This window comes from Pseudomonas sp. FW300-N2F2, from assembly GCF_017351655.1.
Lineage (GTDB): Bacteria > Pseudomonadota > Gammaproteobacteria > Pseudomonadales > Pseudomonadaceae > Aquipseudomonas > Aquipseudomonas fluorescens_AA.
In genome coordinates this window covers 122,521-136,165 of sequence record NZ_JACNDQ010000003.1, presented here as the reverse complement: position 1 = coordinate 136,165, position 13,645 = coordinate 122,521, and the positions used below count along the sequence as shown (strand labels likewise).

The window sequence follows — 13,645 nt, the reverse complement described above, 5'->3', positions numbered from 1 at the left end:
CGCGAGCAAGCTCGCTCCCACAGGGACTGCTTCACTCAAAAGAGCTATTTCGCCAACTTACTCAGCCCGCAGGGTCTTCACCCCTTCAGCGGTTCCCAGCAACAGCACATCCGCCGGACGCGCCGCGAACAAACCATTGGTGACCACGCCAACGATGGCGTTGATCTGGCTTTCCAGTTCCACCGGATTGGTGATCTGCAGGTTGTGCACGTCCAGGATGATATTGCCGTTATCGGTCAGCACGCCTTCGCGGTACACCGGGTCGCCGCCCAGCTTCACCAGTTGCCGGGCCACGTGGCTGCGGGCCATGGGAATGACTTCCACCGGCAATGGGAATGCGCCCAGCACCGGCACCAGCTTGCTGGCGTCGGCGATGCAGATGAAGGTCTTGGCCACCGCCGCGACGATCTTCTCGCGGGTCAAAGCCGCGCCGCCGCCCTTGATCAGGTTCAGGTGCGCGTCGCTTTCGTCGGCGCCGTCGATGTAGAACTCCAGGTCGCTGACGGTGTTGAGCTCGTACACCGGGATCCCGTGGCCCTTGAGGCGTGCGGCAGTCGCTTCGGAGCTGGCGACCGCGCCGTCGAACGCGCCCTTGTGTTGCGCCAGCGCATCGATGAAGCAATTGGCCGTGGAGCCGGTGCCGACCCCGACGACGCTCTTGTCATCCAGTTTCGGGAGGATGAGGTCGACGGCGGCCTGGGCCACGGCCTGTTTGAGTTGATCCTGGGTCATGCGGGCTCCGAAGGTGCCGAGAGGGAACGAAAGGCCGGCATTATAGGCGTAGAAACCGTGGCGAGGGAGCTTGCTCCCGCTTGAGTGCGAAGCGCTCATCGCTTTTTCTGGGGCCGCTGCGCGGCCCAACGGGAGTAGGCACCCTCGCCAGCGCGGGCTCGCTGCCTTCAAACCCCTTAATTCGTGTGGTCGCCCGGCCAAAAGCCGGGTTAGACTCCTTGGCCCTGCCCAACCCGCTCAGTGATGCTTTCCGATGCTTGAACAGTACGTCAAAAAGATCCTCACCTCGCGCGTTTACGACGTTGCCGTAGAAACCCCGCTGCAGACCGCTCGCCAGCTCTCCGAGCGGCTGGGCAACAGCATTTTGCTCAAGCGTGAAGACTTGCAGCCGGTGTTCTCGTTCAAGATTCGCGGCGCCTACAACAAGCTGACCCAGCTCAGCGACGAAGAACGCGCTCGCGGCGTGGTCACGGCTTCGGCGGGCAACCACGCCCAGGGCCTGGCCCTGGCGGCCAAGGTGCTGGGGGTCAAGGCCACCATCGTGATGCCCAAGACCACGCCGGAAATCAAGGTCGAAGGCGTGCGCTCCCGTGGCGGCAAAGTAGTGCTGCACGGCGATTCGTTCCCCGAAGCCCTGGCCTACTCGCTGAAACTGGTGGACGAAAAGGGCTACGTCTACATTCACCCGTATGACGACCCCCACACCATTGCCGGGCAGGGCACGGTGGCGATGGAGATCCTGCGCCAGCACCCTGGGCGCCTGGACGCGATTTTCGTCCCGGTGGGCGGTGGCGGGCTGATTGCCGGGATCGCGGCCTACGTGAAATACCTGCGCCCGGACATCAAGATCATCGGCGTCGAACCGGACGACTCCAATTGCCTGCAAGCGGCCATGGCCGCGGGCGAGCGCGTGGTGCTGCCGACCGTGGGGCTGTTCGCCGATGGCGTTGCCGTGGCGCAGATCGGACAGCACACCTTTGATATCTGCAAGCACCACGTGGACGAAGTGATCACCGTCAGTACCGACGAGATCTGCGCCGCCATCAAGGACATCTACGACGATACCCGCTCGATCACCGAACCTGCCGGCGCCCTGGGAGTGGCCGGGATCAAGAAATACGTCGAGTCACGGGGCATCAGCGGCCAGACCCTGGTGGCCATCGACTCCGGTGCCAACGTCAACTTCGACCGCTTGCGCCACGTCGCCGAGCGCGCCGAGCTGGGCGAAGGCCGCGAAGCGATCATCGCCGTGACCATCCCCGAGAAGCCGGGCAGCTTCAAGGCGTTCTGCGAAGCCGTCGGCAAGCGCCAGATCACCGAATTCAACTATCGCTACAACACCGGCAGTGAAGCGCACATTTTCGTCGGCGTGCAGACCCACCCGGAAAACGACCCGCGCAGCGCGCTGATCGCCAGCCTGACCGAACAAGGCTTCCCGGTGCTGGACCTGACCGACAATGAGCTGGCCAAGTTGCACATCCGCCACATGGTCGGCGGGCATGCGGCCCATGTCATCGATGAAGTGGTGCTGCGCTTCGAATTCCCGGAGCGCCCGGGCGCGCTGTTCAACTTTCTCAACAAGCTGGGTGGGCGCTGGAATATCTCGATGTTCCACTACCGCAATCATGGCGCGGCGGATGGCCGCGTGGTCGCGGGGCTGCAAGTGCCTCACGATGAACGCCACCTGGTCCCCGCCGCCCTGGAAGAAATCGGCTATCCGTACTGGGATGAAAGTGACAACCCGGCGTACCAGCTATTCCTGGGGTGAATCCCATAATTGCGACTGTTTGGACTGGGTGGACCTGTGGCGAGGGAGCTTGCTCCCGCTTGAGTGCGAAGCGCTCAGCGCTTTTTGGGGCCGCTTCGCGACCCAGCGGGAGCAAGCTCCCTCGCCACGGGGGTCTAAGCTGTTGAGCACGTCATAAGGAAATCGAACGATGGAAACGTTAACCGCGCTGAAAATCGCTCACGTCGTCGCCACGGTGTTGCTGTTGGCAGGTGCCCTGGGGCTGGCCGTCTGGGTCTGGCGCACGCGACGCAACGGCGACGCCACGGCGGCCGCGCGCACGCTGCAACGGCCGCGACTGTTCGTCTGGCTGGTGATGATCCTGGCACTGGCGAGCCTGCCCTTCACCGGCTGGTGGATGGTTCATCAAGTCGGCTGGCCACTGGGCCAGACCTGGCTGCTGGCTTCCAGCGTGCTCTACACCTTGGCGGCGCTGGCCGGGTTCTGGCTATTGGTACGGTTGAACAGACTGCGCAAGCTGCCGACGGCGGGCAGTGGCAAATTCACCTTGGCCCTGGCGCTGTTCAGCGTCGTCTGCTTTATCGCCATTGCGGGGTTGATGGGGGCCAAGCCGGTCTAAGGCGTTGGACCGTGTCGCCCCTTTCGCGAGCAGGCTCGCTCCCACAAGAGGTTGCGTGATCGACGCAAATCCCCTGTGGGAGCGAGCTTGCTCGCGATAGCCATTTTCAGCCGCGCAACGAAATCACCGGCCAACCCCGCCTCTCGGCCTCGGCCCGAAGGTTCGGATCCGGATCCACCGCCACCGGGTGCGTCACCACCTCCAGCAACGGCAAGTCATTCATCGAATCGCTATAGAAATAGCTGCCGTCGAGGGAATGCCCCGTTTCTTCCAGCCAACGGTTGAGGCGCGTCACCTTGCCCTCGCGAAAACACGGGATGTCGGTGCTGCGGCCGCTGTAGCGCCCGTCGACCATCTCGCATTCGGTGGCGATCAGGGTTTCGACGCCCAGGCGCTCGGCAATCGGCGCGGTGACGAAGCGGTTGGTGGCGGTAATGATCACCAGCTTGTCGCCAGCGTCACGGTGCTTTTCCAGCAGTTCGATGGCCTGGGGCAATACGATCGGCTCGATGCAGTCGCGCATGTAGTCCTGGTGCCACTGGGCCAGCACGTGCATTTCGGTACGCCCGAGGATTTCCAGGCAAAAATTCAGGTACTCGGCGTTGTCGAGCTTGCCGGCCAGGTAATCCTGGTAGAACGCGTCGTTGCGTGCCTTGTACGTGACAGCGTCCAGAAAACCGCGCTCACACAGGTAATCGCCCCACGCGTGGTCGCTGTCGCCGCCCAGCAATGTGTTATCCAAGTCGAATAAAGCCAGCCGCATTGCAGTTACTCGCTGAAAAATCTGAAGAAAGGCGTCCAGAATACGGACTTTTCACAAGAGTGCACATAAGCTAGGGGCGCTCGTTGCTGCTTTCACAACCTTTGTGGAACAATGCGGCGACATGCGTTTGCGAGGTTGTTGCCGTGATCGATCCCGATGGTTTCCGTCCCAATGTGGGGATCATTCTTACGAATGATGCTGGGCAGGTGCTATGGGCTCGCCGTATCAATCAAGACGCCTGGCAGTTTCCCCAGGGTGGGATCAACCCCCAGGAGACGCCGGAAGAGGCCTTGTACCGCGAGTTGAACGAAGAAGTGGGGCTTGAGCGAGAAGATGTCGAAATACTCGCCTGCACCCGAGGCTGGTTGCGCTATCGTTTGCCGCAACGCCTGGTCCGCACGCACAGCCAACCGCTGTGCATCGGCCAGAAGCAGAAATGGTTTCTCCTGCGCCTGATCTCCAACGAGCAGCGGGTGCGGATGGATTTGACCGGTAAACCGGAGTTCGATGGCTGGCGCTGGGTCAGCTATTGGTATCCGTTGGGCCAGGTGGTGACATTCAAGCGCGAAGTGTATCGACGCGCTCTCAAAGAGCTTGCCCCGCGCCTGCTGACGCGCGACTGACGACGGAGTTCGACCCCGAGCCATGCTCAATACGCTGCGCAAGATCGTCCAGGAAGTTAACTCCGCCAAGGATCTCAAGGCGGCGTTGGGGATTATTGTATTGCGCGTCAAAGAGGCCATGGGCAGCCAGGTCTGCTCGGTCTACCTGCTGGACCCCGAGACCAACCGTTTCGTGCTGATGGCCACCGAGGGCTTGAACAAGCGCTCCATTGGCAAGGTCAGCATGGCCCCCAATGAAGGCCTGGTCGGCCTGGTCGGCACGCGCGAAGAACCCCTGAACCTCGAAAACGCCGCGGATCACCCGCGCTACCGCTACTTTGCCGAAACGGGCGAAGAGCGTTATGCCTCGTTCCTCGGCGCACCGATCATCCACCACCGCCGCGTCGTCGGCGTGTTGGTCATCCAGCAAAAAGAGCGCCGCCAGTTCGACGAAGGTGAAGAAGCCTTCCTCGTGACCATGAGCGCGCAACTGGCCGGCGTTATCGCCCACGCCGAGGCCACCGGCTCGATCAGCGGCCTGGGTCGCCAGGGCAAGGGCATCCAGGAAGCCAAGTTCGTCGGCGTGCCGGGTTCGCCGGGCGCGGCGGTGGGCACGGCCGTGGTCATGTTGCCGCCTGCCGACCTCGACGTGGTGCCGGACAAGACCATCACCGACATCAACGCCGAGCTGGGCCTGTTCAAGACCGCCATCGAAGGCGTGCGGGCCGACATGCGTGCCCTGTCGGCCAAGCTGGCGACGCAGTTGCGCCCGGAAGAACGCGCGCTGTTCGACGTTTACCTGATGATGCTCGACGATGCCTCCCTGGGCAGCGAAGTGACCACCGTCATCAAGACCGGCCAGTGGGCCCAGGGCGCGCTGCGCCAGGTGGTGACCGACCACGTCAACCGCTTCGAACTGATGGACGACGCCTACCTGCGCGAGCGCGCCTCGGACGTCAAGGACCTTGGCCGCCGGTTGCTGGCCTACTTGCAGCAGGAACGCCAGCAGACCCTGGTCTACCCCGACAACACCATCCTGGTCAGCGAAGAGCTGACCCCGGCCATGCTCGGCGAAGTGCCCGAAGGCAAGCTGGCGGGGCTGGTCTCGGTATTGGGCTCGGGCAACTCCCACGTGGCGATCCTGGCCCGGGCCATGGGCATCCCGACGGTGATGGGCCTGGTGGACCTGCCGTATTCCAAGGTCGACGGCATCCAGATGATCGTCGATGGCTACCACGGCGAGGTCTACACCAACCCCAGCGACGTGCTGCGCAAGCAGTTTGCCGACGTGGTGGAGGAAGAAAAGCAACTGTCCCTGGGACTGGACGCGCTGCGGGACCTGCCGTGCGTGACCCTCGACGGCCACCGCATGCCCTTGTGGGTCAACACCGGCCTGCTGGCCGACGTGGCCCGGGCGCAGAAGCGTGGGGCCGAGGGTGTGGGCCTGTACCGCACCGAAGTGCCGTTCATGATCAACCAGCGCTTCCCCAGCGAAAAGGAACAGTTGGCGATCTACCGCGAACAACTGGCCGCGTTCCACCCGCAACCGGTGACCATGCGCAGCCTGGACATCGGCGGCGACAAGTCCCTGTCCTACTTCCCGATCAAGGAAGACAACCCGTTCCTCGGCTGGCGCGGCATCCGCGTGACGCTCGACCACCCGGAAATCTTCCTGGTCCAGGCCCGCGCCATGCTCAAGGCCAGCGAGGGCCTGAACAACCTGCGCATCCTGTTGCCGATGATCTCCGGCACCCATGAACTGGAAGAAGCCCTGCACCTGATCCACCGGGCCTGGGGCGAAGTGCGCGACGAAGGCACCGACGTGCCGATGCCGCCGGTGGGGGTGATGATCGAGATCCCGGCGGCGGTGTACCAGACCAAGGAACTGGCGCGGCAGGTGGACTTCCTGTCAGTGGGCTCCAACGACCTGACCCAGTACCTGCTGGCCGTGGACCGTAACAACCCACGGGTTGCCGACCTGTACGACTACCTGCACCCGGCGGTGCTGCAAGCCCTGCAGAACGTGGTGCGTGACGCCCATGCCGAAGGCAAGCCGGTGAGCATCTGCGGTGAGATGGCCGGCGACCCGGCGGCCGCGGTGCTGCTGATGGCGATGGGGTTCGACAGCCTGTCGATGAACGCCACCAACCTGCCGAAAGTGAAGTGGATGCTGCGCCAGATCAACCTCAGCAAGGCCCAGGAATTGCTGGCGGAAGTGATGACCATCGACAACCCGCAAGTGATCCACAGCTCCCTGCAACTGGCGCTGAAGAACCTTGGGTTGGCGCGGATGATCAATCCGGCTTCGAACAAGACGCTCTGATCCTGCTGCGCCCCTATCGCGAGCAAGCTCGCTCCCACAGGGTCTCGGTTGTTCACAAAATTTGTGTTCACTGACGATCTACTGTGGAAGCGAGCTTGCTCGCGATGAGGCCAGCAATGACACAGCAAAACTAAACCCTGACCTCCACCTCCCCCAAATGCCCCCCATGGGGCCCGAAACTGCGCTCGACCATCTGCCGCGTCCCATCGGCATGGACAATCAGCGCCGTACTCGCCCGCGTCCCGTAGGCCGGGCTGGCAATGAACACACTCGATAGCAGCATCTCGGTCGCCAGGCCCACGCCCGTGTCTGGCAGTTCCGCCACCGGCGCGGGTTGTGGGTCGTTCAGCAGCGCCAACAAGGCCTGGGGCTGCGGATCGTCCAGCACCTCGCCCAGGGCCGCCCGGGCCTTGAGCAATTTGGGCCATGGCGTGTTCAGCCCAGCGTTCGACAAACCATAGACGCCCTCGGCCAGACGCTGGGGCTGGGTATCGCGGGCGTTGTGGTGCCACAGCTCGGTGCCATCGCCGAGCAGCAGGTTGAAGCCACCATACTCGTTGGCGCGGGGCACGATCTCGCTGAGGTAATCGGCAATCGACAGATTCCCGGTCAGGAACCGCGCTACCAGTTCACCGCGCGACTTGAAGGCCGGCACCTGGCCCGGGTCGCGAATGTTGGTCAGGGCGGCGAAACGACCTTCGGCACCAATACCGAGCCAGGTGCCACCGGCTTCGAGATCGCGCCCGGCATGGACATGGGGCGCGTCAGGCCATTGGGCCAGGGGCAAGGTCGGCCGGGCGTAGAACTCGTCGCGGTTGGCCGCCACGATCAGCGGTTGGGCGTGGCCGGGTCGCCAGGCAAATACGATCAGGCACATCAGGTCGTCCTGTTAATAATGCCAATCCATTGAAAGAGTAGAGCCGAACACAGCCTTTGTGGCGAGGGAGCTTGCTCCCGCTGGGCTCTGTAGGAGCTGGCGAAGCCTGCGATCTTTTGACCTTTCGCTTGGGATTCAAGCGTCAGGGGAAAGATCGCAGCCTCGTTGCACTCGACAGCTCCTACACCCAGCGGGAGCAAGCTCCCTCGCCACGACAGCAGTTCGTCCCCCCAATATCTCCAGGGTTCTCAGCCCACTCTACCCACACATCGCCCCGGCATCCATCGCCTTCAGTGGAGCCTGGGGCCCTGGATCCGTTACCATGCCGCTCTTATTTCGGGGATGGGCGGGGAGAGTCTGGTGGAATTTGTGCTCTATCTGCTGCTCGGCGCCTGCGCGGGGGTGCTGGCCGGGTTGTTCGGCGTGGGGGGCGGGATCATCATCGTCCCGGTGCTGGTGTTCAGTTTCACCCTGCAGGGTTTCGATCCGCAGGTGTTGACGCACCTGGCCGTCGGCACATCCCTGGCATCGATCATCTTCACCTCGATCAATGCCGTGCGCGAGCATCAGCGCAAAGGCGCGGTGCGCTGGCCGATTTTCGCCTGGATGACGGTGGGAATCCTGATCGGTGCCGGTTTCGGTGCGATCACCGCCGAAGCGATTTCCGGCCCGCACCTGCAAAAGATCATCGGCGTGTTCGCCCTGATCGTTGCCATGCAACTGGCCCTGGACGTCAAGCCCAAGGCCAGCCGCACCGTACCGGGCAAGGCCGGGCTGACCGTGGCCGGCACCGTGATCGGCTGGGCCTCGGCGATTTTCGGCATCGGCGGCGGTTCGCTGACCGTGCCATTCCTGACCTGGCGCAGCGTGCCGATGCAACAAGCGGTCGCCACGTCATCGGCCTGCGGACTGCCCATCGCCGTGGTCAGTGCTTTGAGTTTCATGATTCTGGGCTGGCACGATCCGCTGCTGCCGGCCCATAGTCTCGGATTTGTGTATTTACCGGCGCTGCTGGGCATCGCCTTGACCAGCATGGTCTTCGCCCGTTTCGGCGCGCGACTGGCCCATCGCCTGTCGCCACGCTTGCTCAAGCGGCTGTTCGCCGCCTTGCTATTCTGCGTGGGCTTGAGTTTTCTGTTCTGACGCAATCCTGGCTTAATCCCGAGGTGGCAGCGTCGCCCGGGCATTTTTGACGTTTACGAGGAATATCAATGCTGCCTTACCCGCAGATCGATCCGGTGGCCCTGGCCATCGGCCCGCTGAAAATCCACTGGTACGGCCTGATGTACCTGATCGGCATCGGCGGCGCCTGGCTGCTGGCGTCGCGCCGGCTCAACCGCTTCGACCCGACCTGGAACAAGGAGAAACTCTCCGACCTGGTGTTCTGGTTGTCCATGGGCGTGATCGTCGGCGGACGCCTGGGCTACGTGCTGTTCTACGACCTGAGCGCCTACCTGGCCAATCCGACGCTGATCTTCGAAGTCTGGAAAGGCGGCATGTCGTTCCACGGCGGGTTCATCGGCGTGATGCTGGCGGCGTTGTGGTTCGGCAAGCGCAACAACAAGTCGTTTTTCGAGCTGATGGACTTTGTCGCGCCGATGGTGCCGATCGGCCTGGGCGCCGGGCGCATCGGCAACTTCATCAATGCCGAATTGTGGGGCAAGCCGACTGACGTGCCATGGGCGATGATCTTCCCGCCGTTCAGCGACCCGGCGCAATTGCCACGCCACCCGTCGCAGCTGTACCAGTTCGCCCTCGAGGGCGTGGCACTGTTCCTGATCCTCTGGCTGTTCTCGCGCAAGCCGCGGCCAACCATGGCGGTATCGGGCATGTTCGCGCTGTTCTATGGCATCTTCCGTTTCATCGTTGAATTCGTCCGCGTCCCGGACGCCCAGCTTGGCTACCTGGCCTGGAACTGGCTGACCATGGGCCAGGTGCTGTGCCTGCCGATGATCATCGGTGGCCTGGCGTTGATCTGGCTGGCTTATCGTCGTGCACCGGCTGCGGCGGCCAAGGTTTAAAATTCGAACTCCGGGGCGCTGGCCTCGGGTTCAAGGACACAGGTAACCCATGAAGCAATATCTCGATCTGGTGGCCCACGTCATCAAGAACGGCACCAAGCAAGCCAACCGCACCGGCGTGAACACCATCAGCTTCCCCGGCGCCATGCTGCGCTATGACTTGAAGGACGGCTTCCCGGCCATCACCACCCGCAAGATGGCCTTCAAATCGGCCATCGGCGAAATGTGCGGTTTTCTCCGTGGTGTGAACAATGCCGCCGAGTTCCGCGCCCTGGGCTGCAAGGTCTGGGACCAGAACGCCAACGAAAACGCCCAGTGGCTGGCCAACCCGTTCCGCCAGGGCGACGACGACCTGGGCGAGATCTACGGCGTGCAATGGCGCAAATGGCCGGCCTACAAGCAGATACCCCTGAGCAACCCGGCGGCCATCGAGCAGACGCTGGCCCAGGGTTACCGGAAAATCGCCGAAGGCGAAGAAAACGGCCAGGCCTACGTGGTGCTGTACAAAGCCATCGACCAGGTTCGCCAGTGCGTCGACACCATCATCAAGGACCCGGGCAGCCGCCGTATCCTGTTCCACGGCTGGAACTGCGCCCAGCTCGATGAAATGGCCCTGCCGCCGTGCCATCTGCTGTACCAGTTCCACCCGAATGTCGAGACCAGGGAAATTTCCCTGACCCTCTACATCCGCTCCAACGACCTGGGCCTGGGCACGCCGTTCAACCTCACCGAAGGCGCCGCCCTGCTGAGCCTGATCGGTCGCCTGACCGGCTACACGCCGCGCTGGTTCACCTATTTCATCGGCGATGCCCACGTCTACGAAAACCACTTGGACATGCTCAACGAACAGCTCAAGCGTGAGCCGTTCCCGATGCCCAAGCTGGTGATTTCCGAGCGTGTGCCGGAGTTTGCCAAGACCGGTGTGTACCAGCCGGAGTGGCTGGAGTTGGTGGAGCCGGGCGACTTCTCCCTGGAAGGCTACCAGCACCATGCGCCAATGACCGCGCCGATGGCGGTCTGAACAACACCACCCTCCCCTGTGGGAGCGAGCTTGCTCGCGATGAGGCCATTACACTCAACATAGATGTTGACTGCCAAGCCGCTATCGCGAGCAAGCTCGCTCCCACAAAGGCTCAATGCCCATGACTGCGCCCCACATGCGAATGCTCCACCTCCGGCGCCACTGCCCCGCTCACCTCCAGCCGCTGCAAGATCCCGCATTGATCCAGGTCCGGCCCTTCGCCACAGCGATGGCGCAGGTCGATCAGTTGTGTCTGCAGGGCCAGTAGGCCATCGATACGGGCCTTGACGTGCTGGATGTGTTCGTCGATCAGCGCATTGACGCTTTCGCATTGGTCTTGGGGGCTGTCACGCAGGGCCAGCAGGCTGCGGATTTCTTCCAGGGTCATGTCCAGGGTGCGGCAGTTGCGGATGAACGTCAGCCGCTCGGCATGGGCCTGGGTGTAGACGCGGTAATTGCCGTCGCTGCGGGCCGGTTCCGGCAGCAGGCCTTCGCGCTCGTAATAGCGGATGGTTTCGACCTGGCAGTCGGTGATTTTCGCCAGTTCTCCGATCTTCATGATGCGACCTCCCAAATAGGTGCTTGACCCTATAGTGGCTACAGGGTCTTTACTGCGCAACAGGCACTTTTCACGGACGTCACCCGATGAGCGATTCCCTTCATACCCACAAACCCGACCACGGCCATGACCACGGGCATTCCTGCTGCGCCTCGAAAGCGGCGCCAGCGGTGGTCAACCTCGGCAAAACGCCGACGGACGGTGCGCGGCTGAGCAGTTTCCGCATCGAAGCCATGGACTGCCCTACCGAGCAAACGCTGATCCAGAACAAGCTCGGCAAGCTCGAAGGCGTGCAGCGACTGGAATTCAACCTGATCAACCGCGTGCTGGGCGTGACTCACGATTTGCCCAGCGACGCGCCGATCATCCAGGCCATCGAGTCCTTAGGGATGCAGGCCGACCCGCTGACCCCGGGCCAGAAATCGCAAACCAACGACCTGCCCGCCCCGGTCAAACCCTGGTGGCCATTGGCGCTGTCCGGCGTGACGGCCTTGGGCGCCGAGCTGATCCATTTCACCAATGCCGCGCCCAACTGGGTGGTCGCGCTGGTGGCGTTGGTGTCGATCCTCAGTGGTGGCCTGGGCACGTACAAGAAGGGCTGGATCGCCCTGAAGAACCGCAACCTGAACATCAATGCGCTGATGAGCATCGCCGTGACCGGTGCCGTGCTGATCGGCCAATGGCCGGAAGCGGCGATGGTGATGTTCCTGTTCACCGTGGCCGAGCTGATCGAGGCCAAATCCCTGGACCGGGCGCGTAACGCCATCAGTGGCCTGATGCAGATGGCCCCGGAACAGGCCACCGTGCAACAGGCCGATGGCAGCTGGCAGGTGCAAGAGGTCAAGGCCATTGCCCTGGGTGCGCGAGTGCGGGTGCGCCCCGGCGAACGCGTGGGCCTGGACGGTGACGTGGTCGCCGGCCGCTCCACCATCGACCAGGCACCGATCACCGGCGAAAGCCTGCCGGTGGAAAAAACCGTCGGCGACAAAGTATTCGCCGGCACCATCAACCAGGCCGGCGAACTGGAATACACCGTGACCGCGGCGGCCGACCAATCCACCCTGGCGCGGATCATCCACGCTGTGGAACAAGCCCAGGGCTCCCGCGCACCGACCCAGCGTTTCGTCGATCAGTTCTCGAAAATCTACACCCCGGTGGTGTTTGCCCTGGCCTTGGCCGTGGCCGTCATCCCCCCGCTGTTCATGGGCGCGGCGTGGTTCGACTGGATCTACCGGGCGCTGGTGCTGCTGGTGGTCGCCTGCCCCTGCGCGCTGGTGATTTCCACGCCCGTGACCATCGTCAGCGGCCTCGCCGCCGCGGCGCGCAAAGGCATCCTGGTCAAGGGCGGCGTGTACCTGGAGGGCGGCTACAAGCTCGACTACCTGGCCTTGGACAAGACCGGCACGATCACCCACGGCAAACCGGTGCAAACCGACTACGTGGCCCTCGACCCGACGGTGCAAAGCACCGCCCCGGCCCTGGCCGCCAGCCTCGCCGCCCGTTCCGACCACCCGGTGTCCCGGGCGATTGCCAATGCGGCGGTGGATAAGCAACTGGCCCCGCAGGTTGTGGATAACTTCGAGGCGCTTGCCGGACGCGGCGTGCGCGGCGACATCGGCGGCCAGACCTATCACTTGGGCAATCACCGCCTGGTGGAAGACCTCGGCCTGTGCTCTCCCGAGCTGGAAGAAAAACTCTTCGCCCTGGAAAAACAAGGCAAGTCGGTGGTGCTGCTGCTCGACGCTACGGGCCCCTTGGCGCTGTTTGCCGTGGCCGACACCGTAAAGGACTCCAGCCGCGAAGCCATCCGGCAATTGCACGACCTGGGCATCAAGACCCTGATGCTCACCGGCGACAACGCCCACACCGCCGAAGCGATTGCCGCGCAGGTGGGCATGGATCAGGCGCGGGGCGACTTGTTGCCGGAAGACAAGCTGCAAGCCATTGAGGCGCTGTATGCCCAGGGTCACCGCGTCGGCATGGTCGGCGACGGCATCAACGACGCCCCGGCCCTGGCCCGCTCGGAAATCGGTTTCGCCATGGCGGCGGCCGGCACCGACACGGCCATCGAGACTGCCGACGTCGCGCTGATGGACGATGATCTGCGCAAGATTCCGGCGTTCATTCGCCTGTCGCGGCAGACGTCCAGCATCCTCAAGCAAAACATTGCCCTGGCGTTGGTGATCAAGGCGATTTTCCTTGGGGTCACCTTCGCCGGGCTTGCCACCATGTGGATGGCGGTGTTTGCCGACATGGGGGTGAGTTTGTTGGTGGTGTTCAATGGGTTGCGGTTGTTGCGCAAGTAAAAGGCCAGGGTGACTGGCCTGGCCTCATCGCGAGCAAGCTCGCTCCCACAGTGGTTCTCTATTGCTGCGCGCAGA

General features: G+C 63.2%; 12 protein-coding genes. 8 read left to right on the top strand and 4 right to left on the bottom strand.

Annotation, left to right across the window (positions count from 1 at the left end; all coding sequences use genetic code 11):
- Positions 1-57: 57 nt before the first annotated feature.
- On the bottom strand, positions 58-732 hold the full coding sequence (rpiA, locus tag J4E63_RS21445; RefSeq protein WP_060739700.1) for a ribose-5-phosphate isomerase RpiA: 675 nt from the start codon (positions 730-732) through the stop codon (positions 58-60).
- 253 nt (positions 733-985) lie between these two features.
- Here rpiA and ilvA point away from each other — a divergent pair, with 253 nt between their 5' ends.
- Together ilvA and J4E63_RS21435 are read left to right on the top strand one after the other, a co-directional pair.
- Complete coding sequence (ilvA, locus tag J4E63_RS21440) at positions 986-2,500, top strand: threonine ammonia-lyase, biosynthetic (protein ID WP_072409243.1); 1,515 nt, start codon at positions 986-988, stop codon at positions 2,498-2,500.
- 169 nt (positions 2,501-2,669) lie between these two features.
- Positions 2,670-3,098: a DUF2269 family protein gene (locus J4E63_RS21435; protein ID WP_207283296.1), complete on the top strand. Its 429-nt coding sequence runs from the start codon at positions 2,670-2,672 to the stop codon at positions 3,096-3,098.
- A 106-nt stretch (positions 3,099-3,204) separates the two neighbouring features.
- Here J4E63_RS21435 and J4E63_RS21430 read toward each other — a convergent pair whose 3' ends face one another.
- Positions 3,205-3,861 carry an HAD family phosphatase gene (locus J4E63_RS21430; RefSeq protein WP_207283295.1) on the bottom strand — a complete coding sequence of 219 codons (657 nt, stop codon included), beginning with the start codon at positions 3,859-3,861 and terminating at the stop codon, positions 3,205-3,207.
- Positions 3,862-4,004: 143 nt separating this feature from the next.
- Between J4E63_RS21430 and J4E63_RS21425 the strand changes: the two genes are divergently transcribed.
- Together J4E63_RS21425 and ptsP are read left to right on the top strand one after the other, a co-directional pair.
- Positions 4,005-4,484, top strand: coding sequence for an RNA pyrophosphohydrolase (locus J4E63_RS21425; RefSeq protein ID WP_003186867.1), 480 nt, complete (start codon positions 4,005-4,007; stop codon positions 4,482-4,484).
- A 22-nt stretch (positions 4,485-4,506) separates the two neighbouring features.
- On the top strand, positions 4,507-6,786 hold the full coding sequence (gene ptsP / locus J4E63_RS21420) for a phosphoenolpyruvate--protein phosphotransferase (protein ID WP_053180992.1): 2,280 nt from the start codon (positions 4,507-4,509) through the stop codon (positions 6,784-6,786).
- 130 nt (positions 6,787-6,916) lie between these two features.
- Here the strand turns inward: ptsP and J4E63_RS21415 are convergent, their stop codons facing one another.
- Complete coding sequence (locus J4E63_RS21415) at positions 6,917-7,663, bottom strand: NRDE family protein (RefSeq protein ID WP_207283294.1); 747 nt, start codon at positions 7,661-7,663, stop codon at positions 6,917-6,919.
- A gap of 360 nt (positions 7,664-8,023) precedes the next feature.
- On the opposite strand from J4E63_RS21415, the gene J4E63_RS21410 reads away from it, so the two are divergent.
- The 3 genes from J4E63_RS21410 to J4E63_RS21400 all read left to right on the top strand — a co-directional run bounded on the left by J4E63_RS21410 (position 8,024) and on the right by J4E63_RS21400 (position 10,705).
- Positions 8,024-8,806, top strand: a complete 783-nt coding sequence (locus tag J4E63_RS21410; protein ID WP_207283293.1) for a sulfite exporter TauE/SafE family protein — start codon at positions 8,024-8,026, stop codon at positions 8,804-8,806.
- A 68-nt stretch (positions 8,807-8,874) separates the two neighbouring features.
- Positions 8,875-9,684: a prolipoprotein diacylglyceryl transferase gene (gene lgt / locus J4E63_RS21405; protein ID WP_030140534.1), complete on the top strand. Its 810-nt coding sequence runs from the start codon at positions 8,875-8,877 to the stop codon at positions 9,682-9,684.
- A 49-nt stretch (positions 9,685-9,733) separates the two neighbouring features.
- Positions 9,734-10,705 (top strand): thymidylate synthase, encoded by a 972-nt coding sequence (locus tag J4E63_RS21400; protein ID WP_207283292.1) that lies wholly within the window; start codon positions 9,734-9,736, stop codon positions 10,703-10,705.
- 112 nt (positions 10,706-10,817) lie between these two features.
- Here the strand turns inward: J4E63_RS21400 and cadR are convergent, their stop codons facing one another.
- Positions 10,818-11,264, bottom strand: coding sequence for a Cd(II)/Pb(II)-responsive transcriptional regulator (gene cadR / locus J4E63_RS21395; RefSeq protein ID WP_003196623.1), 447 nt, complete (start codon positions 11,262-11,264; stop codon positions 10,818-10,820).
- 86 nt (positions 11,265-11,350) lie between these two features.
- On the opposite strand from cadR, the gene J4E63_RS21390 reads away from it, so the two are divergent.
- Positions 11,351-13,570, top strand: a complete 2,220-nt coding sequence (locus J4E63_RS21390; protein WP_207283291.1) for a heavy metal translocating P-type ATPase — start codon at positions 11,351-11,353, stop codon at positions 13,568-13,570.
- Positions 13,571-13,645 lie beyond the last annotated feature (75 nt).

Coding starts and splice junctions, on each gene's coding strand:
- ptsP (WP_053180992.1), top strand. CDS start 4,507: ATGCTCAATACGCTGCGCAAGATCGTCCAGGAAGTTAACTCCGCCAAG.
- cadR (WP_003196623.1), bottom strand. CDS start 11,264: ATGAAGATCGGAGAACTGGCGAAAATCACCGACTGCCAGGTCGAAACC.
- ilvA (WP_072409243.1), top strand. CDS start 986: ATGCTTGAACAGTACGTCAAAAAGATCCTCACCTCGCGCGTTTACGAC.
- J4E63_RS21435 (WP_207283296.1), top strand. CDS start 2,670: ATGGAAACGTTAACCGCGCTGAAAATCGCTCACGTCGTCGCCACGGTG.
- lgt (WP_030140534.1), top strand. CDS start 8,875: ATGCTGCCTTACCCGCAGATCGATCCGGTGGCCCTGGCCATCGGCCCG.
- J4E63_RS21390 (WP_207283291.1), top strand. CDS start 11,351: ATGAGCGATTCCCTTCATACCCACAAACCCGACCACGGCCATGACCAC.
- J4E63_RS21430 (WP_207283295.1), bottom strand. CDS start 3,861: ATGCGGCTGGCTTTATTCGACTTGGATAACACATTGCTGGGCGGCGAC.
- rpiA (WP_060739700.1), bottom strand. CDS start 732: ATGACCCAGGATCAACTCAAACAGGCCGTGGCCCAGGCCGCCGTCGAC.
- J4E63_RS21400 (WP_207283292.1), top strand. CDS start 9,734: ATGAAGCAATATCTCGATCTGGTGGCCCACGTCATCAAGAACGGCACC.
- J4E63_RS21415 (WP_207283294.1), bottom strand. CDS start 7,663: ATGTGCCTGATCGTATTTGCCTGGCGACCCGGCCACGCCCAACCGCTG.